The organism is Pelistega suis (assembly GCF_013133795.1).
GTDB classification, from domain to species: Bacteria; Pseudomonadota; Gammaproteobacteria; order Burkholderiales; family Burkholderiaceae_B; genus Taylorella; species Taylorella suis.
Genome location: NZ_JABGBN010000003.1, coordinates 39,813 through 65,463 on the forward strand (window position 1 = coordinate 39,813; position 25,651 = coordinate 65,463).

General features: G+C 42.8%; 24 protein-coding genes and 2 tRNA genes. 15 read left to right on the forward strand and 11 right to left on the reverse strand.

The annotated features are described in order from the left end of the window. Window positions 1–34 precede the first annotated feature (34 nt). Entirely contained in the window at window positions 35–1,399 is a 1,365-nt protein-coding gene (locus HKX39_RS05470) for a tryptophan--tRNA ligase (RefSeq protein WP_246226069.1), read from the forward strand. A gap of 162 nt (window positions 1,400–1,561) precedes the next feature. Here the strand turns inward: HKX39_RS05470 and ddpX are convergent, their stop codons facing one another. After that, complete coding sequence (gene ddpX / locus HKX39_RS05475) at window positions 1,562–2,119, reverse strand: D-alanyl-D-alanine dipeptidase (protein ID WP_171680326.1); 558 nt, start codon at window positions 2,117–2,119, stop codon at window positions 1,562–1,564. A 27-nt stretch (window positions 2,120–2,146) separates the two neighbouring features. Beyond that, window positions 2,147–3,298: an acetylornithine deacetylase gene (gene argE / locus HKX39_RS05480; RefSeq protein ID WP_171680327.1), complete on the reverse strand. Its 1,152-nt coding sequence runs from the start codon at window positions 3,296–3,298 to the stop codon at window positions 2,147–2,149. A 194-nt stretch (window positions 3,299–3,492) separates the two neighbouring features. Here argE and HKX39_RS05485 point away from each other — a divergent pair, with 194 nt between their 5' ends. From HKX39_RS05485 to phnP, 3 genes are all read left to right on the forward strand, one after another. Then, on the forward strand, window positions 3,493–5,034 hold the full coding sequence (locus HKX39_RS05485; RefSeq protein ID WP_171680328.1) for a YifB family Mg chelatase-like AAA ATPase: 1,542 nt from the start codon (window positions 3,493–3,495) through the stop codon (window positions 5,032–5,034). Window positions 5,035–5,052: 18 nt separating this feature from the next. Beyond that, a complete protein-coding gene (locus tag HKX39_RS05490; RefSeq protein ID WP_171680329.1) occupies window positions 5,053–5,196 on the forward strand; it encodes a hypothetical protein in 144 nt (47 codons plus the stop codon). Between the two features lie 172 nt (window positions 5,197–5,368). After that, complete coding sequence (gene phnP / locus HKX39_RS05495) at window positions 5,369–6,127, forward strand: phosphonate metabolism protein PhnP (RefSeq protein WP_171680330.1); 759 nt, start codon at window positions 5,369–5,371, stop codon at window positions 6,125–6,127. On the opposite strand, the gene HKX39_RS05500 is transcribed toward phnP, so the two are convergent. Further along, window positions 6,128–7,303, reverse strand: a complete 1,176-nt coding sequence (locus tag HKX39_RS05500) for an alpha-hydroxy acid oxidase (protein WP_171680331.1) — start codon at window positions 7,301–7,303, stop codon at window positions 6,128–6,130. 161 nt (window positions 7,304–7,464) lie between these two features. Beyond that, a tRNA-Pro gene (locus HKX39_RS05505) sits at window positions 7,465–7,541 on the reverse strand. A 201-nt stretch (window positions 7,542–7,742) separates the two neighbouring features. Between HKX39_RS05505 and HKX39_RS05510 the strand changes: the two genes are divergently transcribed. From HKX39_RS05510 to HKX39_RS05520, 3 genes are all read left to right on the forward strand, one after another. Further along, window positions 7,743–8,945, forward strand: a complete 1,203-nt coding sequence (locus HKX39_RS05510) for a DesA family fatty acid desaturase (RefSeq protein ID WP_171680332.1) — start codon at window positions 7,743–7,745, stop codon at window positions 8,943–8,945. After that, window positions 8,945–11,194: a UvrD-helicase domain-containing protein gene (locus HKX39_RS05515; RefSeq protein ID WP_171680455.1), complete on the forward strand. Its 2,250-nt coding sequence runs from the start codon at window positions 8,945–8,947 to the stop codon at window positions 11,192–11,194. Before HKX39_RS05510 ends, HKX39_RS05515 begins: the two co-directional genes overlap by 1 nt. A 128-nt stretch (window positions 11,195–11,322) precedes the next feature. Beyond that, entirely contained in the window at window positions 11,323–11,604 is a 282-nt protein-coding gene (locus HKX39_RS05520; protein WP_171680333.1) for a hypothetical protein, read from the forward strand. An 82-nt stretch (window positions 11,605–11,686) separates the two neighbouring features. Here HKX39_RS05520 and HKX39_RS05525 read toward each other — a convergent pair whose 3' ends face one another. Beyond that, entirely contained in the window at window positions 11,687–14,029 is a 2,343-nt protein-coding gene (locus HKX39_RS05525) for a Tex family protein (protein WP_171680334.1), read from the reverse strand. Between the two features lie 160 nt (window positions 14,030–14,189). Here HKX39_RS05525 and yoaA point away from each other — a divergent pair, with 160 nt between their 5' ends. Further along, a complete protein-coding gene (gene yoaA, locus HKX39_RS05530; protein WP_171680335.1) occupies window positions 14,190–16,154 on the forward strand; it encodes a DNA repair helicase YoaA in 1,965 nt (654 codons plus the stop codon). 160 nt (window positions 16,155–16,314) lie between these two features. Here the strand turns inward: yoaA and HKX39_RS05535 are convergent, their stop codons facing one another. Further along, complete coding sequence (locus HKX39_RS05535; RefSeq protein ID WP_171680336.1) at window positions 16,315–17,133, reverse strand: outer membrane protein assembly factor BamD; 819 nt, start codon at window positions 17,131–17,133, stop codon at window positions 16,315–16,317. 153 nt (window positions 17,134–17,286) lie between these two features. On the opposite strand from HKX39_RS05535, the gene HKX39_RS05540 reads away from it, so the two are divergent. The 6 genes from HKX39_RS05540 (at window position 17,287) to HKX39_RS05565 (ending at window position 22,786) form a co-directional block, all read left to right on the forward strand. Then, window positions 17,287–18,261, forward strand: a complete 975-nt coding sequence (locus HKX39_RS05540; RefSeq protein WP_171680337.1) for an RluA family pseudouridine synthase — start codon at window positions 17,287–17,289, stop codon at window positions 18,259–18,261. 2 nt (window positions 18,262–18,263) lie between these two features. Continuing rightward, complete coding sequence (gene pgeF / locus HKX39_RS05545) at window positions 18,264–19,010, forward strand: peptidoglycan editing factor PgeF (RefSeq protein WP_171680338.1); 747 nt, start codon at window positions 18,264–18,266, stop codon at window positions 19,008–19,010. Window positions 19,011–19,132: 122 nt separating this feature from the next. Continuing rightward, window positions 19,133–20,776 carry a PHA/PHB synthase family protein gene (locus HKX39_RS05550; RefSeq protein ID WP_246226071.1) on the forward strand — a complete coding sequence of 548 codons (1,644 nt, stop codon included), beginning with the start codon at window positions 19,133–19,135 and terminating at the stop codon, window positions 20,774–20,776. A 111-nt stretch (window positions 20,777–20,887) separates the two neighbouring features. Beyond that, complete coding sequence (phbB, locus tag HKX39_RS05555; protein WP_171680339.1) at window positions 20,888–21,625, forward strand: acetoacetyl-CoA reductase; 738 nt, start codon at window positions 20,888–20,890, stop codon at window positions 21,623–21,625. 4 nt (window positions 21,626–21,629) lie between these two features. Further along, window positions 21,630–22,154 carry a polyhydroxyalkanoate synthesis repressor PhaR gene (gene phaR / locus HKX39_RS05560; protein WP_171680340.1) on the forward strand — a complete coding sequence of 175 codons (525 nt, stop codon included), beginning with the start codon at window positions 21,630–21,632 and terminating at the stop codon, window positions 22,152–22,154. Continuing rightward, window positions 22,154–22,786: a P-loop NTPase family protein gene (locus tag HKX39_RS05565; protein WP_171680341.1), complete on the forward strand. Its 633-nt coding sequence runs from the start codon at window positions 22,154–22,156 to the stop codon at window positions 22,784–22,786. Before phaR ends, HKX39_RS05565 begins: the two co-directional genes overlap by 1 nt. Window positions 22,787–22,788: 2 nt before the next feature. Here HKX39_RS05565 and HKX39_RS05570 read toward each other — a convergent pair whose 3' ends face one another. Both HKX39_RS05570 and HKX39_RS05575 read right to left on the reverse strand, forming a co-directional pair. Beyond that, the gene (locus HKX39_RS05570) at window positions 22,789–23,019 is read right to left on the reverse strand and encodes a hypothetical protein (RefSeq protein WP_171680342.1); all 231 of its coding nucleotides are present in this window, start codon (window positions 23,017–23,019) and stop codon (window positions 22,789–22,791) included. A 375-nt stretch (window positions 23,020–23,394) separates the two neighbouring features. Continuing rightward, window positions 23,395–23,616, reverse strand: a complete 222-nt coding sequence (locus HKX39_RS05575; RefSeq protein ID WP_171680343.1) for a hypothetical protein — start codon at window positions 23,614–23,616, stop codon at window positions 23,395–23,397. Window positions 23,617–23,733: 117 nt separating this feature from the next. Here HKX39_RS05575 and HKX39_RS05580 point away from each other — a divergent pair, with 117 nt between their 5' ends. Beyond that, entirely contained in the window at window positions 23,734–24,006 is a 273-nt protein-coding gene (locus HKX39_RS05580) for a type II toxin-antitoxin system HicB family antitoxin (protein ID WP_216605057.1), read from the forward strand. 541 nt (window positions 24,007–24,547) lie between these two features. On the opposite strand, the gene HKX39_RS05585 is transcribed toward HKX39_RS05580, so the two are convergent. The 3 genes from HKX39_RS05585 to HKX39_RS05595 form a co-directional block, all read right to left on the reverse strand. Beyond that, entirely contained in the window at window positions 24,548–24,763 is a 216-nt protein-coding gene (locus tag HKX39_RS05585; RefSeq protein WP_171680344.1) for a hypothetical protein, read from the reverse strand. A gap of 191 nt (window positions 24,764–24,954) precedes the next feature. Then, window positions 24,955–25,215, reverse strand: a complete 261-nt coding sequence (locus tag HKX39_RS05590) for a hypothetical protein (protein ID WP_171680345.1) — start codon at window positions 25,213–25,215, stop codon at window positions 24,955–24,957. 359 nt (window positions 25,216–25,574) lie between these two features. Further along, window positions 25,575–25,651: transfer RNA gene (locus tag HKX39_RS05595), tRNA-Met, on the reverse strand.

The window sequence follows — 25,651 nt, forward strand, 5'->3', positions numbered from 1 at the left end:
TTTCAAGATTAAAAGTTTTACATTTAAAGAGAAGATGATGAAAAGAACTCGCGTATTAACAGGCATTACCACAACAGGTACTCCGCATTTAGGTAATTATGCCGGTGCTTTGCGCCCAGCGATTCAGGCGAGTGAGCGAGCGGATGTGGATGCGTTCTTTTTCATGGCAGATTATCATGCCTTGATTAAATGTGATGATCCAGCGCGTGTAGCACGTTCTCGGTTGGAGATTGCGGCGACTTGGTTAGCGGCAGGTCTTGATCATGAGAAGGTGACGTTTTATCGTCAATCGGATATCCCTGAGATTCCTGAGTTATCATGGATTTTGACCTGCATGACACCTAAAGGTCTGATGAACCGTGCGCATGCTTATAAAGCATCGGTTGATCAAAATACAGCCAAAGGTGTCGAGATGGATGATGGGATCACGATGGGTCTATATTCGTACCCAATTCTGATGGCTGCCGATATTTTGATGTTTAATGCGCATATCGTGCCAGTAGGTAAGGATCAAGTACAACACTTAGAAATGGCGCGCGATATTGCCCAACGTTTTAATCACCATTATGGACAGGGTAGAGAGTATTTTGTGCTACCTGATGTCCAAGTTGACGAAGATGTTGCGACCTTACCGGGTTTAGATGGTCGCAAGATGTCAAAGAGCTATGGCAATACGATACCTTTATTTGAAGGCGGTCGTAAAGAGTTAAAAGCGGCGATTGCACGTATCCAAACAGACTCTAAATTACCTGGCGAACCTAAAGATGCTGAGAACGCTCATCTCTTTAGTTTATATCGTGCTTTTGCAACGGTTGAACAAACCCAGCAATTTAAAAAAGCCTTAGAAGAGGGGTTAGCATGGGGGCAAGCGAAAGAAGACCTCTTTAATCTTTTAGAGGGTATTCTAGGTCCAATGCGTGAGCGTTATGAAGCCTTGATGGCTAAACCTCAAGAGATTGAGGATATTTTACAAGCGGGTGCCGTTAAAGCGCGTGCGTATGCATCACCATTTATTAAAGAAATTCGTGAAGCGGTGGGTCTACGCAATACCGTGGTGGCAGTCACAGAGCCTAAAGCAGCCAAAAAATCCGCTAAAACAGCACGTTTTGTGAGTTTCCGCGATACCGACGGTCAATTTAAATTCCGTCTAGTCGCCGCTAATGGTCAAGAATTATTGTTATCCGTACCTTTTGCTAATCCTAAAGACGCTGGGCTTTCTACCAAAGCGATGACGCAAATGGATATGACAAGCGCTGTACAAGTGCGTGCTGATGAGGGCGTTGATATTGTGATTGACGGTCAGGTGGTCGCTTCTAGCATTGATGTTAAGACAGCCGCTGAGCGTGAAGCTATGCTGGCTTTATTGGCAGAAAGTTTGGCGCAGTTAAATGCTGAATAAATAAGGATATAAAAAGCGTAGAGAAGGATTGCTTACGCGACTGATGTCTTCAGTGATAAGGGCTAGAGAATATTAATCTCTAGCCCTTTTTGTTATGTGTTGTAGATGTTTAATATATGTTTAAAGTATGTGTAATTGGTGTGAAATGTGTGTTAAATAAATTTACACCACATCAATTAAATCATTATCTAACATCGGATAGTCAAAAGCGCGGGGCAGTTGATAATGCCACCATTCGTATTTGATTTCACTAAAGCCAGCGTGTAGCATGATACCGAGTAAAATGGCACGATTGCGGATAATATCTACTGGTAAATCAGCGCAGTCGGTATGCGATAGCTCACTCATATCGTCAAATCCTGTACCCATATCTACCACTTCACCAGTGCGATTGTCGATAAGACCTAGGTCAATCGCAACACCTCGTGTATGGGCAGAGCCTTTTTCAGGTGGTGTCACATAATTAGAGTCTGGTAAGAACTCCCATAGGCGTTGTTGTGCTTTACTTGGACGGAAAGCATCGTAGATAATGAGTGTATAGCCAGCACGCTTAGCGTGGGCAACCGCTTTTTTTAAGCATTCTTCTGCGTCTGGATGCAGAGCGCAGATGGCATTTTTATAAATGAGTTTGCCTGTAAAATTGTCTTCTGTCGCATAAGCGAGAGATAATTTCACGCCATGCGTTTCTTCAGTAATGATTTTGAGTTCTGTCGTATTCATCGTAAATTGACCTGTATCGTGTGTGGATTACAATGAAGCAACGAGTTTGCGCAAGAAATTATCACATTCATCGAGTTGTTCGAGACTGATAAATTCATTTGGCTTATGGGCTTGCTCGATATTACCCGGACCACATACGATGGTTGGAATACCAATTTGCTCAAAAAGACCTGCCTCTGTACCATAGGCAACTTTACGCACTTCGTTATCACGAGTCAATGCGCGGACTAGGGCGGTAATCGCCGCTTTTTCTGAGGCTTCTAAACCAGGTGCACGAGAGTTAGCTGTGATTTCCACTTTTGCATCTGGGAACTCTTTCTGCATACGAGGAAGTAATTCTTCTTGCACATAGCGCTCAACTTTGCTTTGAATTTCTTCGACTGGAATACCTGGTAAATTACGGAATTCGTATTTAAAGGTACATGCTTCAGGAATGGTGTTGACCGCAATACCCCCCTCAATGAGATTGGTGGTCATTGTCGTAAATGGCACATCATATTTATCATCAAAAGGACCTTGCTGACGGTAATAATCGGCTAAATCACGGATATGACAAATTAGGCGAGCGGCATGTTCAATGGCATTACAACCGCGTGGAGTCAGTGAAGAGTGAGCGGCTTTGCCATGCACTTTACATGTAAAGAGATTAATGCCCTTATGAGCGACAACGACACGCATACTCGTTGGCTCACCGACGACACAACCGTCCACCTGCTGACCACGTTTTTTGAGTTCATCAATCATCACCGGTGCACCCGCACAACCGACTTCTTCATCATAAGAGAGGGCAAAGTGAATCGGTTTATTACGTTGTTGCTTTGTCCATTCTGGGAGTAAGGCGAGGGCTGAGGCGATAAAACCTTTCATATCACAAGTGCCACGACCATATAAAAGACCGTCTTTTTCAACCAGTTGGAAAGGATTAGTGTGCCAGTCTTGACCATCAACAGGCACCACGTCCGTGTGACCAGATAGCACAATCCCGCCTTGTGTCTCACCGTTAGAGGCAGGGAGTGTCGCAAATAGGTTGGCTTTGTTGCCTTCGGGATTCATGGTCAGCCAACTTTGTAAACCAAAAGAGTCCAGATAGTCTTTTACGGTATTAATCAGTTCTAAATTAGAGTTGCGGCTGGTGGTATCAAATGCTACGAGCTTTTCTAGCCATTGTCTGGTATTCATAAATAGGTCTTCCAAATAATTATTTAAATCTATACAAATTTAAATCGTAAGTCGCATGAAATCTATATCTTACGCATTTAACTCTATCTTAAAACGAAAAAAAGGCTAGGACAAGTTTATCCACCCATCTAGGCAAGAAATTATTGCTCTTTCATACTTTTGGTGCAAAGAATGAAAAATTGATAGAGGAATGTATGAGCGGTCATTTAGCCATTTTATATAGTTGTGCTTTATCAGGATTGCAAGCGCCCACCGTATGTGTCGAGGTGCATTTATCAACAGGCTTGCCTGCTTTTCATATGGTGGGCTTACCAGATACGGGTGTACGAGAGAGCAAAGAAAGAGTACGTGCCGCCATTGAGTTTGGTGGTTGGGACTTTCCCGCAGGGCGGTTTACCGTCAATTTATCACCGACTAACTTACCTAAAGAATCAGGGCGATTTGATTTGCCGATTGCGGTAGGCATATTAATGGCAACAGGGCAACTTGTCTTGCCGAATGAGCTACAACAGCAACTACCGCATATCTATTTGATGGGAGAGCTATCGTTGACGGGCGCCTTAATTTCCATACAAGCTCCGTTGATTATGGCATTGTCCATTTACAAACGTGACCCCAAGGCAATCGTGATTATGCCAAAAGAGGATGCCAAGGTGGCTGCACGTATTCGAGGCTTACAGGTGATTGGCGCAGAGACTTTAGCCGAAGTGGTGGCGTATTTATCTGGGCAGCGGACGATACAGGAGATGTTGATGGGTCAAGAGGGTGAGTCGATTGACGAGGCTAGTCGCGGAGTGGAGAGTACATCGTTATGTTTATCGGATATTCGAGGACAGGCACAAGCATGTAAGGCATTAGAAATTGCAGCGAGTGGTGGGCATGGTTTGATATTGGTAGGCTCACCAGGAGTAGGGAAAAGCATGTTGGCGTATCGTTTACCCACCTTATTACCTCCTTTAGATGAGCAACAACAACTGGATGTTATGGCGATTTATAGTTTAACGAAACTGATGCCACCACCATTAGGTATTGCTCCTTTTCGGGCGCCTCATCATTCGGCATCCGTAGTTGCTTTGATAGGGGGTGGGGCGAATGTACTACCAGGGGAGATTAGCTTAGCAAACCATGGTGTATTATTCCTCGATGAAATGGCAGAGTTTGATAGGCGAGTTTTAGAAGCATTGCGAGAGCCTTTAGAGTCAGGGGAAATTCATATTGCTCGAGTCAAACGAACCCAGACATACCCAGCACGCTTTCAATTAATTGCCACATGTAATCCTTGCCCTTGTGGTTATCTTGGACATAGCCAAAAGCTATGTCGGTGCACCAGCGATCAAATTACACGTTATCAAAATAAGTTATCTGGACCTTTATTGGAGCGAATCGATATGCATTTTAATGTGCATGCGATTACACAGGATTGGTTACAAGCTGTACCTGCGGAGCGTTCTGAAGTGGTGCGAGCGCGTGTGGAGCAATGTCGCCAACGACAAATACAACGACAGGGTGTGCTTAATGCCATGCTAAGTGATGCACAGGTAAAAGCGGTTTGTACCTTGGATAAATCCGGTGAGAGCTTATTGTCAGGTGCGATGCAACGTTTGGCTTGGTCAGCGCGAGTGAGCCAGCGCTTGTTAAAAGTTGCTCGGACAATTGCGGATATGTCTGAGCATGAGATGATTTTGGAGGAGGATTTAGCACAGGCGATGATGTTTAGAGGAGGGAGTGGTGGATAGGTTTAGGAAAAGAACGAGATGGCAGGGCGTGAAGAAGAAAAACACGTTTTATCGATTGGTGTTTCCTACGATGGAGAGGAGAAAGAGTTTAGCGAGCATTCTAGATATGCTGACATCATCTGCTATAATCAGTATTACCGTAAAGTTAGCGGGATATTCTAAGATTACCGATAGTGAGGCTATTGAATTAGCTATCGCATCGGTTTGTTTAGTGATATTCTCATACCTTATCAAAACGGAGTGACCTAATGACTTCAGCGTTAATTACTATTGTGGTTGTTGCCGGTATTATTACGGCGGTGATGGTTTATTTTGCTATTAAATATCCTGATTAATGACAACCTTTACTTTCCTCGGGACAGGCAGTTCTTCTCAAGTCCCTGTTTATAACTGTGATTGCCCAGCTTGCCAGCGAGCGAGAAGCGATGAGTCTTGGGTGCGCCGTCCTTGTAGTGCCATGCTTGAAAATACACATGGTAAGTGGCTTATCGATAGCGGCTTGATGGATTTGACGACTCGTTTTGCCCCACATGAGCTTAAAGGGATTTTACAAACGCATTACCATGCTGACCATGCGCAAGGCTTATTACACTTGCGCTGGGGTGTTGGCTTAAAAATCCCTGTCTACGGACCCATCGACGAAGTAGGCTTTGCAGACTTATATAAAAACTCAGGGATTTTAGATTTCCAGCCGGGCTTTTCGCCATTTGATACTCAACGCTTTCCAGACTTTTCGGTGATGGCGATTCCCTTACAGCATTCTAAACCGACTGTCGGTTATTTAATTTCCACATTTGCTGGTGAGAATTTGGCTTACCTAACGGATACTTGTGGTTTGGCTGATGATGTCATGCAGTTTTTAAGTGCCTTACCATTGAAATACGCTATCGTCGATTGTTCTTATCCACCAGCCACCCAGCCACGTAATCATAATGATTTGACACAGGCCTTAGCGATATTGGCGCAGTTGTCGCCTGAGCAAGGTTTTCTCACGCATATTGATCACCGAGTCGATGCGTATCTGATGGAGTATCCTGAGGCTTTGCCCCCTGACGTGTATTTAGCTAAGGATGGTATGCAGTTGGTGTTGTAGTTAAACTTTCCCAAACCCCTCAGGCACGATTAAAATTTCTTTATCCACTTGCTGAATATCGGTATGTCCGCAGAATGCCATGCTGACATCAAGTTCTTTTTGTAAAAGCTCAAGTGCGCGATAAACACCTGCCTGTCCGTATGCGCCTAAACCGAATAGGAAGGCTCGTCCAATCATCACAGCATCGGCACCGAGAGCATAGGCACGTAGAATGTCTTGTCCGGTACGTACGCCACCGTCCAAATAAATCTCCATGGTGCTATTGAGGCTTTTAACTTTTTCGACAATGGCTGGTAGGGCAGCAATGGTTGAAGGCGCACCGTCTAGTTGGCGACCACCATGGTTAGAAACGACAATCGCATCTGCACCGTATTGAACTGCGTTTTCGGCATCGCGTGCATCAAGAATGCCTTTTAGAATAATTTTACCCCCCCATTGCTCTTTAATCCACGCGAGGTCATTCCAGTTTAAAGAGGCATCAAATTGCTCGGCTGTCCATTTGGCTAAGACAGAAAGGTTTTCTGCGCCGGGGACATGACCGACAATATTGCCAAAACTACGGCGATTGGTCTGGAGCATATGCCAGCACCATTCGGGTTTGGTGGCGAGGTTGAGCAGATTGCGTAGGGTAGGCTTGGGGGGGGTCGATAAGCCATTTTTAATATCGAGATGACGTTGGCCTAAGACTTGTAAATCGAGGGTAACGACCAGTGCTGAGCAACCTGCTTTTTTAGCACGCTGAATAAGGCGAGCCATAAAGTCGCGGTCTTTCATCATATAGAGTTGGAACCAAAATGGGCGTGACGTGTGGGCGGCAATATCTTCGATAGAACAACAGCTCATGGTCGAGAGGGTAAAAGGAACGCCAAACGCTTCAGCGGCTTTGGCAGCGAGAATCTCACCGTCAGCCCGTTGCATTCCTGTAATACCTGTTGGTGCAATTGCTAGCGGCATTGCTACTTGTTCACCTAATAGACTGGTCTTCGTGCTGCGTTGAGAAATATCAACGGCAACACGTTGGCGGAATTTTAGCTGTTCAAAATCACTGCTATTAGCACGATACGTGGATTCTGTATAGGATCCGCAGTCTACATAATCGTAGAACATCTTTGGTACTTTACGTTTTGCCACTTTGCGTAAGTCTTCGATACAGGTGATTTTGCTTAAGTCAGCCATCTTGATTTTCCTACTCATGAAAGGTTTTATTGTAAACCTGAATAGCATGAAAAGAAATAGGGAAAGGCAGAGCAGTTGGTGCTGGCTTTTAGGGGAAATGACGATGTATTAGAAAAAGCTTCAGGGGGAGGGAGAAGTGTGAATGATGTGTTGAAGTAGTATGGTCGGAGCGGCGGGATTCGAACTCGCGACCCCTTGCACCCCATGCAAGTGCGCTACCAGGCTGCGCTACGCCCCGAACAAGAGAGCATTCTAGCAATATCTGTAGAAATATTCAAGTCATAAGATAATTCACCTTCATTTGAGAGGGATAGTAACAATTGGGTTGAACGGTAACAATTTAAATAATACTGAAATAATCTATTCCCTCTCGATTTGTGCTAATATCTTTTTCATACACTGTTTTAATATTTAAACGCTTGTTTTAAAAAGAAAATTTATGCAATCTATTCTCGATTTTGTCGCTGCTGGTCTCCTTCAACTTAATGTCTGGCAAGTGATTGGTATTACCCTTATTTTGACGCATATCACGATTGCGGCGGTCACGATTTATCTCCATCGTAGTCAAGCTCACCGTGGTTTGGATTTACATCCTATCGTTTCGCATTTTTTCCGTTTCTGGTTATGGATGACCACAGGGATGGTGACGCGTGAATGGGTAGCGATTCACCGTAAACACCATGCGAAATGTGAAAAAGAAGGCGATCCTCACTCACCGGTGATTTATGGTATTGACCGTGTTTTATGGCGTGGGGCGGAGTTGTATCGTGATGAAGCACTTAATGAAGAGACGATTAAGCGTTTTAGCCATGGCACGCCCAATGATTGGATTGAGAATAATCTTTATTCTAAGCATCCGTCATTAGGTATTTTGTCTATGCTCGTGATTGATATCGCACTATTTGGGGCGATGGGTCTGTGTGTATGGGCAGTACAGATGGCATGGATTCCATTCTGGGCAGCAGGTGTGATTAATGGCTTAGGTCATTATGTGGGCTATCGTAATTTCTCGAGTCCAGATACGAGTACGAATTTAGTTCCTATTGGTATTCTGATTGGTGGTGAGGAGTTACACAATAATCATCATGCGTATGGTACATCGGCTAAATTCTCTAGCAAATGGTATGAGTTTGATATTGGTTGGATGTATATTTCAATCTTAAAATTCTTCCGTTTGGCAGAGGTGAAAAAGGTCGCACCTAAATTAAAATTAGCTAAGCAAGTGCAAGAAGAGGTCACAGAAAATACGCTGCATGGTATCATTACACATCGCTACGAGATTATGACGCGTTATGCTTCTTTATTAAAGCAGACGGCATTACAAGAGATGGCTCGTCTACAAAGAAATCCAGAGGCTAAGGCTGAAGTAGCGAAGTTAAATTTTATTTCACAGCACATTACCCAGTCTGAGCAAGGCTTAAATGAGGCGCAGAGAGCGGAGCTTGCAGAGAGCTTGAGTCAGAATAAAGCATTAGCACAGTTAGTTGCAATGCGTGAGGAGTTATTCCGAGTATGGAGTAGTTCGACGGCAAGTACGGAGCAATTACTGCAAGACCTACGTCATTGGTTGCAACAAGCTCAACAAAGTGGTGTGCAGAGTTTAGAAGAGTTTGCTCTTCGATTACGTCGATACGCTGCATGATAGATATTCAACAATTAAATCCTGAACAACGTACTGCCGTCATGACCGATGCGCAGTACGTTTTAGTTTTAGCGGGCGCTGGAAGTGGTAAAACCAAGGTATTAACGACGCGTATGGCGTGGTTAATGGAACAGGGGATAGTCAGTCCTGGCGGTATTCTAGCGGTAACGTTTACCAATAAAGCGGCTAAGGAGATGCTGACGCGTATCAGTAGCCTGTTACCTATTAATACGCGAGCGATGTGGGTAGGGACTTTCCATGGTTTATGCAATCGCCTATTGCGAGCGCATTATCGTGATGCGGGACTACCGCAGAGTTTTCAGATTTTGGATATTCAAGATCAGTTATCAGCAATTAAGCGGCTGTTGAAATTCCATAATGTGGATACGGATAAATACCCTCCTAAGGATATTCAAAATTTTATTAATGGCAGTAAGGAACGAGGTTTACGTCCAGATGATATTATTCCTCATGATCCTTTTGAGGCGCGTAGTGTAGAGCTATATGCGCTTTATCAAAACCAATGTGATAAAGAAGGGGTGGTGGATTTTGCCGAGCTGTTATTGCGTGCGTTTGAGCTCCTTAAAAATAATGCGCTGATTCGTGAGCATTATCAACGTCGTTTTAAGCATATTCTGATTGATGAGTTTCAAGATACCAATGATTTACAGTATAAATGGTTACGTCTCTTGGCTGGGCAGCATAATGCAATGTTTGCGGTAGGTGATGATGATCAGTCTATTTATGCTTTCCGTGGGGCTAATGTAGGCAATATGCGTGCCTATGAGCAGGATTATGCTAAAGGTAATATCATCCGTCTAGAGCAAAATTACCGTTCTTACAATCATATTTTGGATTCTGCCAATGCACTGATTTCGCATAATACCGAGCGTCTCGGGAAAAATCTCTGGACCGATCGTGGTGACGGCGAGTTATTGCGGATTAATGAGTTAAGTGATGATAGAACTGAAGCACAGTGGATTGTGGACGAAGCCAAAAGCTTAATTCGCGACGGAATCGATTATCAGCAAATTGCGGTGCTTTATCGGAGTAATGCACAATCACGCGCTATTGAGCATGCTTTTTTTAGTGTTGGGCTGCCTTATCGGGTTTATGGGGGATTACGCTTTTTTGAACGACAAGAGATTAAGCATGTCTTGGCTTATTTGCGTTTGATTCATAATCTAGATGATGATACGTCTTTTTTACGGGTAGTGAATTTCCCTGCGCGTGGTATTGGTGCGAGAACTTTAGAGAACTTAACCGATGCGGCCACACAAATTGGTTGTAGCTTGGCATTAGGGATTGGGGCACTAAAAGGCGCTCCAGCGACAAAACTGGCGGAATTTGTTGGCTTGATTAAGCGATTGTCTGACATGGCAAAGATATTGAGTTTGCCAGACCTTATTCAGCAAATTATGCATGATGCTGGGATTGAGCAGTTTTATAAAGGTGAGCGTGACGGTGAAGAACGCCTAGAAAACTTGCAAGAGCTGGTTAATGCGGCACAGGTTTTTTGTTCAGAAGAGTCTTTTGAAGGGCGATCAGCTGCCGAATTGGTGAGTTTAAGTGCTTCAGAAGATCAAGCATTTCCAGAACAAACATCGGCGTTAGCGATGTTTTTAAGTCATGCGAGTTTAGAGGCGGGTGATAATCAAGCTAAGCATGGTGAGAATGCCGTACAACTGATGACTATTCATGCAGCAAAAGGGCTAGAGTTTGATGTGGTATTTGTGGCGGGTCTAGAGCAAGGACTTTTCCCTCATCGTAATAGTCTTGTGGCAGATGATGGTTTGGAAGAAGAGCGTCGCTTAATGTATGTGGCGATTACGCGGGCAAGAGAGCGCTTATATTTATCTGCGGCACATGAACGTATGCTTTATGGACAGACGGAATATACGACGCGTTCGCAGTTTTTGGACGAAATTCCTGAGGAGCATACCAAGTGGCTATCACCCAAACTCAAAGAGAGTGGCTTTACGCGCTCGGAATTTGCTTTCCGTCAGGGAGCTGGACGAGCTACGAATGAGCCAAAACGTCAAAGTGCGATGTTTGCCGGTATGTCAGGTGGCGTACAAGTGGGGGCACAACTTTTTAAAGTAGGTCAACGAGTGGCGCACGCTAAATTTGGTGAGGGTATGATTATTAATCTAGTGGGGCAAGGCGCAGAAGCTCAGGCACAGATAGTATTCCAGAATGTAGGCGTAAAGACCTTAGCATTGGGAGTGGCTAAGTTGGAGATTTTGTAGGTTTTCTTTTTATAAGAAAAGCGAGCAATGAACACCAACCAATTGAAATATCCCTTACGTTTATTAACAAGCAAAACATTAGTTTTTCGTTAATATACCTTCATACGTATGAACAGAAGGAATTTATCATGAAAACAATGACAAAATTAATGGTAGTGGGTGCGTTGGCGGTGAGCGTAAGTGCTTGTGTAGTTCACCCTCGGGGTGGCTATTCGGGATACCCAGGCAATAGTGCATATGGTCATGCTCAGGGTAATGGTCCTAAAGGCTATACTAAGGGGTATAGACATCAAGGTGGGAAAGCGCATGGAAATAGTGGAGCAGGTATACGAGGTAGTGGCTCTAAAGTTGAGGTTTACGGTGAGATTGATGCTGGGGTAGGATATAGCAGAACTAAAATCTCTCGTTAGTGAGTTGTTTAAAACATAAAATAGAAAAACCTTCACTGTGTGAGCAGTGAAGGCTTTTTTTGCAGAAAATGAGACTAAGTCATTAGCGTTTTAGCTTAGCAAAGGCAGCGGCCATCGCTCCTAGTCCTGCGGGTTCAGCGCCTTTACGTTCATCGCGCTGGCGATTAGGCTCACGGCGTGGTGCAGACGGGCTATCGCCACGTTTCATCGGTAGGCTGTCATCATTTAGGCGCATGGTGAGACCGATACGTTTGCGAGGAGCATCCACCTCTTGTACTTTGACTTTGACCATTTGACCCACACGGACGACATCACGAGGGTCTTTGACAAAGGTTTCCGATAGTGCAGAGATGTGAACTAAACCATCTTGATGAACGCCGATATCGACAAAGGCACCAAAGTTAGCCACATTGGTAACGACTCCTTCGAGAATCATGCCGACAACGAGGTCGTTAATGGTTTCGATACCCTCTTTAAAGGTTGCTGTTTTAAACTCTGGACGTGGGTCACGACCGGGTTTTTCAATCTCGCTAAAGATATCACGGATGGTAGGAACGCCAAATTTCTCGTCGGTAAAATCGGCTGGAGAAAGACCTTTGAGGGCATCTTTTTGACCGATAATGGTTTTAACGTCTTGTTGTAGTTTGCTCACAATGCGCTCCACAACAGGGTAAGCTTCTGGGTGCACCGCAGAGGCATCAAGAGGATTGTCCCCGTCATTAATACGCAAGAAACCTGCGGCTTGTTCAAAAGCTTTAGCCCCAAAACGTGAGACGTCCATCAGTTTTTTGCGATTGGTAAAACGACCATTGGTATCACGGTATTCGACGATATTTTTGGCGAGTGTCGCATTTAGACCTGATACACGGCTGAGTAAAGCCGCAGAGGCCGTATTGACATCTACGCCCACGGCATTGACACAATCCTCGATAACCGCATCGAGTGAACGTGCTAATTCGCGCTGATTGACATCATGTTGATATTGACCGACACCAATTGCTTTAGGTTCGATTTTGACGAGTTCTGCAAGTGGGTCTTGGAGGCGACGCGCGATAGAAACAGCGCCTCGTAAACTTACGTCAAGGTCAGGGAATTCTTTAGCTGCTAATTCTGAGGCAGAGTAGACCGAGGCACCTGCTTCGGAAATAACGATTTTCTTCACATTGGCATCAGGGATGGATTTGAGTAAATCACCCACGAGTTTCTCTGTCTCACGAGAAGCAGTACCATTACCAATCGCAATGAGTTCGATGTGATGTTTGGCAATTAGAGCCAATAGTGTATTGATTGAACCGCTGACATCACGGCGTGGCTCAAAAGGATAAATGGTGGTGGTTTCGAGTAACTTACCTGTTGGGTCAATGGCAGCGACTTTGACGCCTGTACGAATACCAGGATCAAGACCGAGCACTGCTTTTGGACCTGCAGGTGCGGCAAGTAATAAATCTTTTAAGTTAGCCGCAAAAACGCTAATCGCATCTTCTTCTGCTTTTTCGCGTAATTGAGTAATGATTTCTGTTTCGAATGAGGGGAGAAGTTTGACGCGCCATGTCCAACGAGAAACCTCAGCTAACCAACGACCACGAGGGCTAGCATCAATATTGTACTCTGCATCTAAACCGAGGAAGTCACTAATGCGAATAACACATGGATGAGGCGTGAGAGCATCTTGTTCTGGGTCAAGACCAACACGCAAATCTAGCACACCTTGGGTACGACCACGTAATAAGGCCAGTATACGGTGAGAGGGGAGTGTGCGAATGGTTTCTGAGAAATCAAACCAATCACGGAAATTATCCCCTTCTTGTTCTTTGCCTTCAATGACTTTGGAATACAGATAGCCTGCTTTTTGGAGATAATTACGCATATCGGCTAATAGATCCGCATCTTCAGAGAAACGCTCAGCGAGAATATCACGAGCGCCGTCCAGAGCCGTTTTAGCATCTTCAATTTTATGTTCGGGATTGAGATAGCTTGCAGCCAGTACCATCGGGTCAGCCGTTTTATCTGTCAAAATCGCATCGGCAAGCGGCTCTAAACCAGCTTCTTTGGCGATTTGTGCGCGTGTACGACGCTTAGGTTTATAAGGAGCATAAAGGTCTTCGAGTCGTTGCTTGGAGTCAGCTGCTAAGATTTGAGCTTGTAACTCATCGGTCATTTTGCCTTGTTCGACAATAGAACTCATAATGGCTAGACGACGTGCTTCTAACTCACGTAAGTACACGAGACGAACTTCGAGGTTACGTAGAACAGTGTCATCAAGACCACCAGTCACTTCTTTACGATAACGGGCGATAAAAGGAATGGTGGCACCGTCATTGATGAGCTCAACAGTCGCTGCGACTTGTTGGGGACGGACGTTTAACTCAGTCGCAAGCTGTTCGATAATACGGTTTTCATCAATTGTTTCGTTTACTATACTCATGGTCTTATCAAAGGGAGTTAATTTAATAAAGGTGACATTATACCTAAAAACACTGTATAAAAATACTGTATAAAATGGATAAAAAAGTCCTAGTTTGCATTTTTTAATAGTTTTATTTGATACTATATAGGCTCTTTATCGTCTTCTTGAGTCATTTTCTATGTTAAGCCTTGATGTGCGTGACTTTTTTGAAAGAAATCTTGCTGATACGCAGCCAGGCTATGTGTTACGTCAGTCGCAGGTGGAGCTTTCTCTTGCGATTGAGCAGGCGATGCATGAAAACTCGATTCTCATTGCTGAAGCTGGTACGGGTACAGGTAAAACATGGGCGTATTTGGTGCCAGCTTTTGCGTCTTTGCGTAAGGTGATTGTCTCGACAGGGACGCGTGCTCTACAAGATCAGCTTTTTCGTAAAGATGCTCCGATGATTAAAAAGGCATTGGGTTTGCCTATTCATATCGCTTTACTGAAGGGGCGTGGTAATTATCTTTGTCATTTTCACTATAAACGGTTAGTGGATGATGAACATGCTCAGCTCAAGAATCAGCAAGAGGCAGAGCATTTAAAAGAGATTAAGATTTTTTTCCAAAAAACACAGACAGGCGATAAATCGGATTGTGCTAAAGTACCGGATAGTGCTTCTATTTGGTCTCGCGTTACCTCGACAAAGGAAAACTGCTTAAATAAAGATTGTCCTTATATTGATGAGTGTTTTGTCGCAAAAGCACGGGCTAATGCCAGAGATGCGGATGTCGTGGTGGTTAATCATGCTTTATTTTTTGCCGATATTGCCTTGCGACAAGAGGCTGATATTGATTTACTGCCAGTGGCTGATGTAGTTATTTTTGATGAGGCTCATCAATTACCTGATGTGGCGACACAGTTTTTGGGTAGTACGATATCATTGAGTGATATTGATAGAGTTCAAAAGGAAATTCTTATTCATGCGACAACGCATGTTAAAAGTTCGGCTGACTGGGAAAAACTGTGTAATTTGGTGAAGCACTCGTGTTTGGAGTTACGGTTAGAGGGACGTGATATTGAAGATATGCCCGGTAAAAAGGCCGTTTTTGATACCTTACCTAACCCAGAGCGCTTTTTGAGTGAATTGGATAATTTACTTAATCATATAGATACCTTGTCGCGAGTATTGGGACAAGTAGCTGAACACCATATTGATTTACAAGAAGTATATAAGCGATTACATAGTTATCATGTTATTCTCCATCAATGGACTTATCCTGAGCATTATGAGAAAGAGGACAAAAACACTTATGTCCGTTGGGTTGAGTTTGGTACACAACAATTACGCTTCAGTCGTGCCCCTCTATCCGTAAAGAATTTCGCTAATTTTAAACGTCCCGATCAGTCGTGGATTTTAACCTCGGCCACTTTATCTGTGAATAAGCAGTTTACGCATTTTCAAGCGCAATTAGGTTTGTTTAATGCGACGTGTCAGTCTTGGGAATCACCGTTTAATTATGCAGAAAAAGCGGTGATGTATGTGCCTAGTGATTTACCTCATGTCAAAGACTTTATGTACGAACAAAAGTTTATTGATTTGTTAGTGCCTTTTATTCAGCGTACACCAGGAGGGGTATTGATACTTTGCACAACACTGCGAGCGGTTGAGGTATTGGGCGATTTATTATTAGAGGCATTTGATAAGGTAGGTATTAATCGGGCAGTATTAAGGCAAGGTGAGTCAGCTCATCGTGTACTTGTTGATAAGTTTAGACAAGAGGGTAATGCGGTTCTTATTGGCAGTGCAAGTTTCTGGGAAGGCGTGGATTTCCCTGGCGATTTAGTAACCTTGGTAGCGATTGATAAATTACCGTTTGCACCTCCTGATGACCCTGTGTTAGAGGCAAGGATTGATGAGTGCCGTAAGCGAGGAGGGAATCCTTTTATGGAGATTCAAATTCCTATGGCAACCATTGCCTTAAAGCAAGGGGCTGGACGTCTGATTCGTACAGAAAATGATTGTGGGGTATTGATTATTGGTGATGAGCGTTTAGTGAGTCAGCGATATAGTAAGCTGTTGTGGAATAGTTTGCCGAATTTTTATCGTACGCAGAATAAGCAGGTGGCTTTGGATTTTTGGTCAGAACCAACGACATCATAGACTATTGGTAAAATGAAATAGATATTTTTGTTATTTTCTTGATATTGTGCATTGTTATTATCAAGAGAGAAAAATCAAAAATGAGCCTCTGTTAGTAGAGGCTCATTTTTTAATTTACTGTCAGATGGTGTTTGTCCAACGAGATGCGTTAGTAGGAGAACTAGTTAAACCAACCTTTTGGTGAGAACCAATCCATCCAAGAAGTTTGTGCTGTTAAACCTTGCTTATAATATTTACTATCAGGGAAGTTTTGGTCAAGCACGCGCTTAGCGTCATTGGCTTCTTCGGTCATATTCAATGCTTCGTAAGATTTCATCATGATGAATAAAGCACGTTCAGCTGCTTGGACACCAGAGAATTCGCGAAGAACACCTTGTGCGCGGTTAATCGCTGCTACATAACCATTACGGATATAGTAGTATTCAGCAATATTCGCCTCGTTATCAGCAATGGTACTGACTAACCACACCAGACGCTGACGAGCATCATTGGCATAACGGCTTTCGGGGTAACGTTCAACTAATTCTTTAAATGCGGTATAAGACTGACGTAAACCGCGAGGGTCACGCTCACTAGGGTCTTGACCAGTGTAGCTTGTTAAGAAAGCACTAGGTGGTGTAAATGTCACCATACCTTTGAGGTAGAGCATATAGTCTGTACCAGGGTGATTAGGATAAAGTGCTAAGAAACGATCAATCGCAGCAGTCGCTTGTTCTGGCTCATCATCTTTCCAGTTTACATAAGCTAAATCAATCAGCGATTGTTGTGCATAAGAGCTATAAGGGTGACGGCTTTCTACCGCAGCAAGGTAGCGACGTGCTGACTTCCATTCGCCTTCACGTACGCTTTCGCGAGCGGCTTCATAAATTTGAGGGGCAGTCCAACCTTTGGTCTCATCCACATCATTTTTGAATGCGCCACAACCAGCAATGACGGCAGTACTGAGAAGAATCAGGCTACTTTTGTATAGTCTTTTCATAGCAAATATTAATATAGGTAAATGAAAGATAACGCTAATGATAACATTAGACAAGGTATTATAGTGATTTTCTTCGCATTAAGTAACATTAGGTTCTACAATATGCGTTATTTTTAATATTTTATTCCACAAGGTTTGTGGGTGAGTAATTTTATGTCAGAGCAAAATCTTTCTTTGGTAAGCGATAATGAGTTTGAGCAACAAGAGCCTATTGTATTTCGTTTGGAACGTGATGTTAAAGCGGATCGTTTGGATAAAATCTTGGCTCAGTTATTATCTGAGCATTCACGAGCAAGATTGCAAACATGGATTGAGGATGGTTTTGTCACTGTTAATGATAAGCCTGCCAAAGTTAAGCAAATTGTTGGTCCGGGTGATGTTATCTCGGTATTAGAACAAGAAAGTGAGCAAAGTAAGGCATTTATTCCTGAACCTGTAGAGTTTGCTGTGGTGGCAGAATCGGATGCTTGGATTGTGGTGAATAAACCCGCTGGTTTGGTCACGCATCCCGGTGCGGGTAATTGGCATGGTACTTTATTAAATGGTTTGCTATATCGCTATCCTGAACTAGCAACAGTACCGCGAGCAGGGATTGTGCATCGTTTGGACAAAGACACATCAGGTCTTTTGGTCGTTGCAAGGACAGAAATAGCTCAAACACACTTGGTACGTCAGTTACAAGCACGTACGATGGGGCGACGGTATATGGCTTTAGCGCAAGGGGCAATGCTAGCTGAAGGTTCGGTTGATTTGCCTATTGGTCGTGATTCAAAAGTACCTGTGCGAATGTCAGTTGAAAAGCCTATTGCACCAAAACCAGCTTTGACGCATTACACATCTTTAAAATTAGGTGTTTATAAAGATAAGAAAGCAGAAAAAGGGGTTTGTTTGATTGAATGCCGTCTTGAAACAGGTAGAACGCATCAAATTCGTGTGCATATGAGCGCTTTAGGTCATCCTTTATTGGGTGATAGTTTATACGGTAGTCATATTGATGTCGCTCGGCAAATGTTGCACGCCTATCGTTTGCGTTTTGTGGATCCGATGAGTGAAGAAGAGGTTGAGTTTGAAGCGCCAATTCCTGAGGATATGCAGTCCTTAATTGATATGATTCGCTGGGAGGAGTAAAGATGTGCCTAGAGGAGTTAGTGACTGGTAAAGCATGGAAAAATGTACGTTATGGTACAACAACACGTGATATGACGGGGGGCGTGAGCGAAGCCCCTTATGATAAGTTTAATCTAGGCTTACACTGTGGTGATAAGGCAGAGCATGCACAAGCTAATCGGGATGCCTTGACTGCCGTTTTACCTAGTCGTCCGTTATGGCTTAATCAAGTTCACGGTACGGAGGTATTGAATGCGGATAAGTTTTTTCAGTACCCAGCGACAGCAGATGCTGCCATCACCACCCAAAAAGGGCGCGTATTAGCGATTATGACGGCGGATTGTTTGCCTGTAGTGGTAGCGGATAGTGAGGGGCGTATTATTGGTGCTGCACATGCGGGTTGGCGTGGTTTACAAGCAGGGATACTCGAAAAATTAGTTCGACAAATGCAAGCACAATTTCCAGACTCGGTTCTTCAGGCATGGATTGGTCCAGCTATTTCACCAGCAGTTTTTGAGGTGGGTGCAGAAGTATATGAGGCATTTGCAGCAACGGATTCTGCGCTTGCGGTGTTTTTTAAAACTGGTGAAAGGGTAGGTAAATATTTCGCTGATTTACCGAGTATCGCGCACTATAAGTTAAAACAAAGTGGTGTTCAGCAGGTTGAGTTAAGTTATGAATGCACGTATTTGCAAGAAAATAAATATTTTTCTTATCGTCGCGCCAATCCAACAGGTCGTATGGTGACGATAGCATATATTGAAGATTAAAACTATTTAGGGCATTTTTGCGGTAAGCCACTTTCTTTGGAGTAGGGAGGTTGTCAAGGTAAATCCCTATTTTCAACGGATGAGAAATTCGGTAATCTGGCAGGATGTAAAGGAGAAATGAGATGACTGCGCCAAAAGACGATTCCCCATTAATGATGTGGATGGCTCCTTTGCTTGGAATGAGTGAGCAATACTTAACCATGCAAAAGAGTTTTATGGAGGATTTTCAAAAGGTTTTTACTCAAGTAGCTAATGGGTCTTTGCCTGCCTTGACGGATAGACGATTTAGTAGTGAGGCATGGCAGAAGAACCCACAGTTACTGAGTTTAGCTCATCTTTATCTATTATCTGCTCAAAAGATTTCCGAGATGGTTGAGCATTTAGAGATGGATCAAGAGGCCAAGGATAAATTGGTGTTTTCTATGCATCAATGGCTAGATGCCATGGCTCCTTCTAATTTCTTTGCTCTTAATGCGGATGCTTTAGCTACGTTTGAGAAAACAAAGGGTGAGTCTTTGCAAAAGGGTTTGCATAATCTTTTACAGGATTTACAAAAAGGGCGAATTACACAAACAGACGAAAGTGCTTTTGAGGTAGGTGGCAATTTAGCGGTAACACCGGGTAAGGTGGTCTATAAAAATGCCTTTTTTGAGTTAATTCAATATGCTCCTCAGACAGAATCTGTATATGAGATTCCGTTGCTCATCGTACCGCCTTGTATTAATAAGTTCTATATTCTTGATTTACAAAAAGACAATTCGTTTGTACAAGGGGCTGTTGAGCAGGGACATACCGTTTATTTGATGTCTTGGCGTAATCCATTACCCAATGATATCGATCAACCCGAGCAATATACATGGGATGATTATATTGAAAATGGGGTACTGCGTGCTTTACAAGCGGTCACTGAGATTAGTCAAAAGGATAAGATTAATACGCTAGGTTTCTGCGTAGGTGGAACAATGTTGGCGACAGCGTTAGCGGTTGCCAAGGCTAGAGGTATAGATTATGCCAATAGTATGACCTTACTGACGACCTTCTTGGATTTTTCCGATACAGGTATTATGCATGTCTTTGTGGATGAGGCAAGTGTGGCGTTGCGTGAGCAGACAATTGGGCTAGGTGGTTTAATGCCTGCCAAGGACTTAGCAACGACATTCTCCTTTTTACGCCCCAATGAGCTTGTCTGGAATTATGTCGTTAATAATTACTTCAAGGGTGAGACGCCAGTTCCATTTGATATTCTTTATTGGAATGCGGATAGTACGAATTTACCCGGACCGTTCTATGCTTGGTATTTGCGTCATACCTATTTAGAAAATAATCTCAAAAAAGAAAATTATTTAACGGTAGCGGGTGAGTCTTTGAATTTAGCCCTATTAGATATGGATACGTATTTATATGCTTCTAAAGATGATCATATCGTGCCATGGAAATCGGCTTATTTAAGTAATGATATTTTGACTGGTGATGTACGGTTTTGTTTAGGTGCTTCTGGACACGTGGCTGGTGTTGTTAATCCACCAGCTAAGAAAAAACGTCATCATTGGGTAAACGAATATGAGTATGATGACGGTTATTTGAGTGCTGAGCAGTGGCTTGAAGATGCCGAACGTCAAGAGGGTAGCTGGTGGGTGGATTGGTATGCATGGATTGCTGAGCGAGCAGGTAAGCAGGTGCGTGCTAAGAAAACCTTAGGGAATCGTCAATATAAACCGACGGTAGATGCTCCCGGTGCTTATGTAAAAGTACGAGCGGTGCAATAAAAGTTACGACTTATTTAAGAGTAAAAGTGTGCGCTATAAATAAGTCAAGCATAAAGAATAGTTGAATGTTAAACTAATTTTATTGATATAAAAATCTTAAGGAGATACAAAATGAGTCGCAAAATTGCTTATGTGACCGGTGGTATGGGTGGTATTGGTACTGCGATTTGTCAGCGTTTAGCCAAAGACGGCTTTAAGGTGATTGCAGGTGCGGGACCAAGCCGTAATTATCAAAAATGGCTAGACGAACAAGCGGCTTTAGGATTCACTTTCTATGCTTCTGTGGGTAATGTGTCTGATTGGGATTCTACGGTTGCGGCATTTAATAAAGTAAAAGAAGAACACGGTAATGTGGATGTACTTGTTAATAATGCAGGTATCACACGTGACGGCGTATTCCGTAAAATGAGCCTTGAAGATTGGACAGCTGTGATGGATACTAACTTGAATAGTCTTTTTAATGTGACTAAGCAAGTGATTGATTCTATGTATGAAAAACGTTGGGGTCGTATCATTAATATCAGTTCTGTGAATGGTCAAAAAGGTCAGTTTGGTCAGTCTAACTATTCCACAGCCAAAGCAGGTATTCATGGATTTACGATGGCTTTAGCGCAAGAAATGGCAAGCCGTGGTGTGACCGTTAATACAGTATCTCCGGGTTATATTGGTACGGAGATGGTGCGTGCGATTCGTCCTGAAGTGTTAGAGCAAATCGTATCAACCATTCCTGTGCGTCGTTTGGGTACGCCAGAAGAAATCGCTTCGATTGTTTCTTGGTTAGCCTCTGAAGATGCGGGTTTTGCTACTGGTGCTGACTTCTCAGTCAACGGTGGCTTACATATGAGCTAATAGAATGCGAATTATTAAGAAGTATCCTAATCGCCGTTTGTATGATACGGAAACAAGTGCGTATATTACTCTGACGGATATAAAACAACTCGTCTTGGAGGTCACGCCATTTCAAGTGGTGGATGCCAAGACGGGTGAAGACCTGACACGCAGTATTCTTTTGCAAATTATCCTAGAGCTAGAAAGCGAAGGGGTGCCCATGTTTAGTGCTGAAACACTGAAACAAATTATTCGTTTTTATGGGCATGCGATGCAAGGGGTTATGGGATCTTATCTCGAAAAGAACATGCAAGTGCTGACTGAAATGCAAAATCGTATGCGTGATCAATCAGACGTATTGTATCAACAGCAATTTAGCCCAGAGGCATGGGCTCAGTTCATGACGTTTCAAACGCCCATGATGAATAATGTGATGAACAATTATGTTGAGCAATCTAAAAATATGTTCATTCAAATGCAAGAGCAAATGCAAAATCAAGCCAATAATATGTTTGGTGCATTTAATCTCAATAGCGATAAGAAAAAGTAGTGACTACTTTAATTCCTGTTGGTCTTGTGGTGGGTTTGTCGCCATCTTTACGGGGCGCTCTTATTGAGCGCCTTCAGTCGTTTTTAGCAAAAACAGTTGTTTTACCTATATCTCATCGTCCTGTATCTGTGCAAGGGATGTGTTTGTGTTGCCAAATGCATAATGAAACTTCTGATAAATTGCGTCAGCTATTTATGCAGGCATTGCAGAGAAAGCGAGCTGCTTTTGAACAAGTATGGGTAGATTGTAAAGAGGGAATTGACCCTAGTAGTGTCAGCTATACTTTGCAACAAGACTTCTTTTTAAAAGAACGTTTTCGAGAAGCAGGGACAATTTTAGTGTTAGATCGCTTATTACTTGAAAAAGTACTCACGGCTTATGAAGATGCCATGATGTATTTTTCTCATACATCGCTGATAGTGCTCGCACCAGCACTATTTAAAGATGAGCGAGAAAGTCAGGCGTTGGTGGAGAAATTAGAAGTTATTTATGAACATATCCGTATTTTTCAGCCGACTTTCCAACAGGCATCGCTTATTCAATTTGATGAGTTGACGCCTGAGTATTGGGAGAACTATCAACGTAGTTTGCCTGTGCTAGTCAGCCCAACAAGACATCGTTTGTTTGTGTGATGTTATTGATTATGGTAATGTGCAAGTAACATTCGTAGGCATTCCGTACGAGTAATGCCGTGCTTTTTAGCTAAACCGTCGAAGTCGTTAAATACTTCGATAGGTAGGCGTAAGCCAATATTTTTAATTAAGCCAAGCTCACGCATTTTTTTATCGTACTCATGCGCGGCTTTCATGCGAGCAGCTTTGCTGGCTGGTGATTGGCTATTGGTGTTGTATTTGTTTTTGCTCATATTGATGTGTTCCGTTACATGTGATAATATACACGAGTGTCAGGGGTACTTGACTGATGTCTTTCCCCCTTTCACTACCCTAGTAGTACTTCATGATTTCGAGAATGTTCCTAGCAATCTCTACTATCAAACTAACTAGGGTGAGTATTAAAAGTGTTCGCTTCACTTTAATTACTCCTTGGTATCTCCCTAAGTTCAAAGGTCTAGGGATTTCACCTTAATGAGAGAGTTCCCCCTCTCTCATTAATTTTTATTATACTATATTGTATAATAAAATTGGAATAGTAGTGTAAAAGCACAAGTCAGATGAGTCAGGGTTGATGACGCCATTAGAACTAGAACTTGTGGGCGGAGATGGAGGAAAAAGTAGATTGATTACCAGTAATAGAAGATATCAAACAGAGTGGCTATGATGATAGGCATAGCAAGCATGAATAAAAGAATATTACGCGTCTGTTTACGATCTTTTTCCTTGTCCTTTAATTCACGAATCAAGTCACTCAGTTGTTCCTCGGTCATATCCTCAATATTAGAAGGGCGCAGCGCTTTTTTAATAGCAATCGCTAATTCATCCGTTGTGTAGTGTCTATCTAACATAACAGCCTCCCTTAAAAAGAAACACCTATATACAATAATACATGAAAAGTATATAAACGTATTATTCTGAGAGTTGATTTTGTATTGGTTATCTGATTTTATTAAGGATGATTAATTATGTTTTATCCAGCACATTTTGAACCAGCTGAAGAAGGCGGTTTTGTAGTGACATTCCCAGATTTACCAGAGGGTATTACCCAGGGGGATACCTATGAAGAGGCGATGGAAATGGCAGAAGATGTACTGATATCGTGTGTTGAAATCTATTTTGACGAAGAAAAACCATTCCCAGCGCCAAGAATGGCTAAAAAGGGGGAAGAGTCAGTATTTTTACCAGATAGCATTTACGCTAAGGTGTTATTGCATAATACGATGTTAAAAACAAAATGAGTAAAGCCGAATTAGCGCGCTTGACTTCTATTCGTCCACCTGAAATTCAACGTATTATGGCGAAAATTGCTACCCCAATTGCATTAGTCACATAATCTTATATAGCTATTTCACTGCTCCTCGAGGGCGGTTTTTTATGGTGGATATTAGGATAAAAGTATCCAGGAGAGAGAAAACAGATTCAAAAGTTTCTTGGAAACTTTGCTGGCAGTTGAATTTTGGTTTTTGTGAGATTATTTTTCTTTATAAATCAATAGATTATATATCAAAAAAGCACGAAATCACAAAAATCACACTTTTTTACATCGAACTCTAAAAATAGATATTGAATAAATGGCTGATGATGAGTGTTTTTGAGGGTTTCCGATACGTCAAAAATGATTAAAATAGCCTTATTTTTCCGGCTCTTTCAGTTAATTTACTATTGAATTTAAAACGTGCGTTTTAAAAATACCGAGGGTACGGCTGGGTGGGGCGAACCAGCAGGAGCAATGCATAAAAAACGCTTAGACGGTGCTAAGCGGTTTATGGTGGAGATTATTTATTGTTGGCTATTAGCTAAGTCTAATAATTTTTTTAATGCCTCAGGTCGTTTGATATTGTGTGCCTCGCAGTAGGTATCAAAGCGATTGGCGAGTTCTGTTTCTAATAGGAGTCTGATTGCTCGTGCCTCACCAGATTCAATCTTGCGCTTTTGGTGGGCGGTGGCGGTTTTGGCTCGCAGTGCTTTGCTGTGTGCGGTGTTGCTATTTGCCATATTTAATCCTTTAAAAGGGTGGGGCTATCAAGGCTTGACAGCCCCATTAAAAAGCCTTATATTTGTTCATGAACACCTAGGGGGGGCAACCCCTAGGCTTCATCTGATTAACTACCTACTTTTTAGTAAGCAGTCCCTGGTAACAACACCAGGATTATCAGAATAAGGATTATGAAGACGATTTTCATAATTCACCTTATTGAACTAAGCCCTACTGTTTGAATAAGACGGTGGGGCTTTCTCTTTATCCGTCCTACCCATACGATGAACATCACCGCATCTTGATTAATATCTGGGTCGATGAGGTGAACAATAGAGCCTGGACGGAATTCGTGCTCGTCCTGACCGAAGTCGATGTTGATAAAATAGTATTTATTGAGGTCGGTACCACGTCGTGTGTATTTGGCTAAGCTGGGTGATAGTCGTACCAGCTGCCCTAAGAATATTGACAATAAACTTAAAGAGGTAACACAACAAATTGAGAAAATTGTTGCTTTATTGTCAAAAATAGGTGCGGATGTCAGTGAAAGTATTATTAGAAAATTATCTGAGCTAGAAGAAGAAAAAGCCAGGTTAGAGAAAACAAAAATGTTTCAAAACAAGATGAATGCTCAATTACCAGATATCACCACTATATATAGTAGTGTGCTTGATAATTTGACAGAAAAAATAAAAAGCAGGACTGATAAAATCAGACCTGCTTTCGATGAATATCTTGGAGCTGTACCATTAACTATTGAAAACAATAGTGTATATGCCCATATTCGGACATCCGCTAGTAAGTTATTGACTAAGCAACAATATTTAGCGGTGGTTGCGAGGGCAGGATTTGAACCTACGACCTTCGGGTTATGAGCCCGACGAGCTGCCAGACTGCTCCACCTCGCG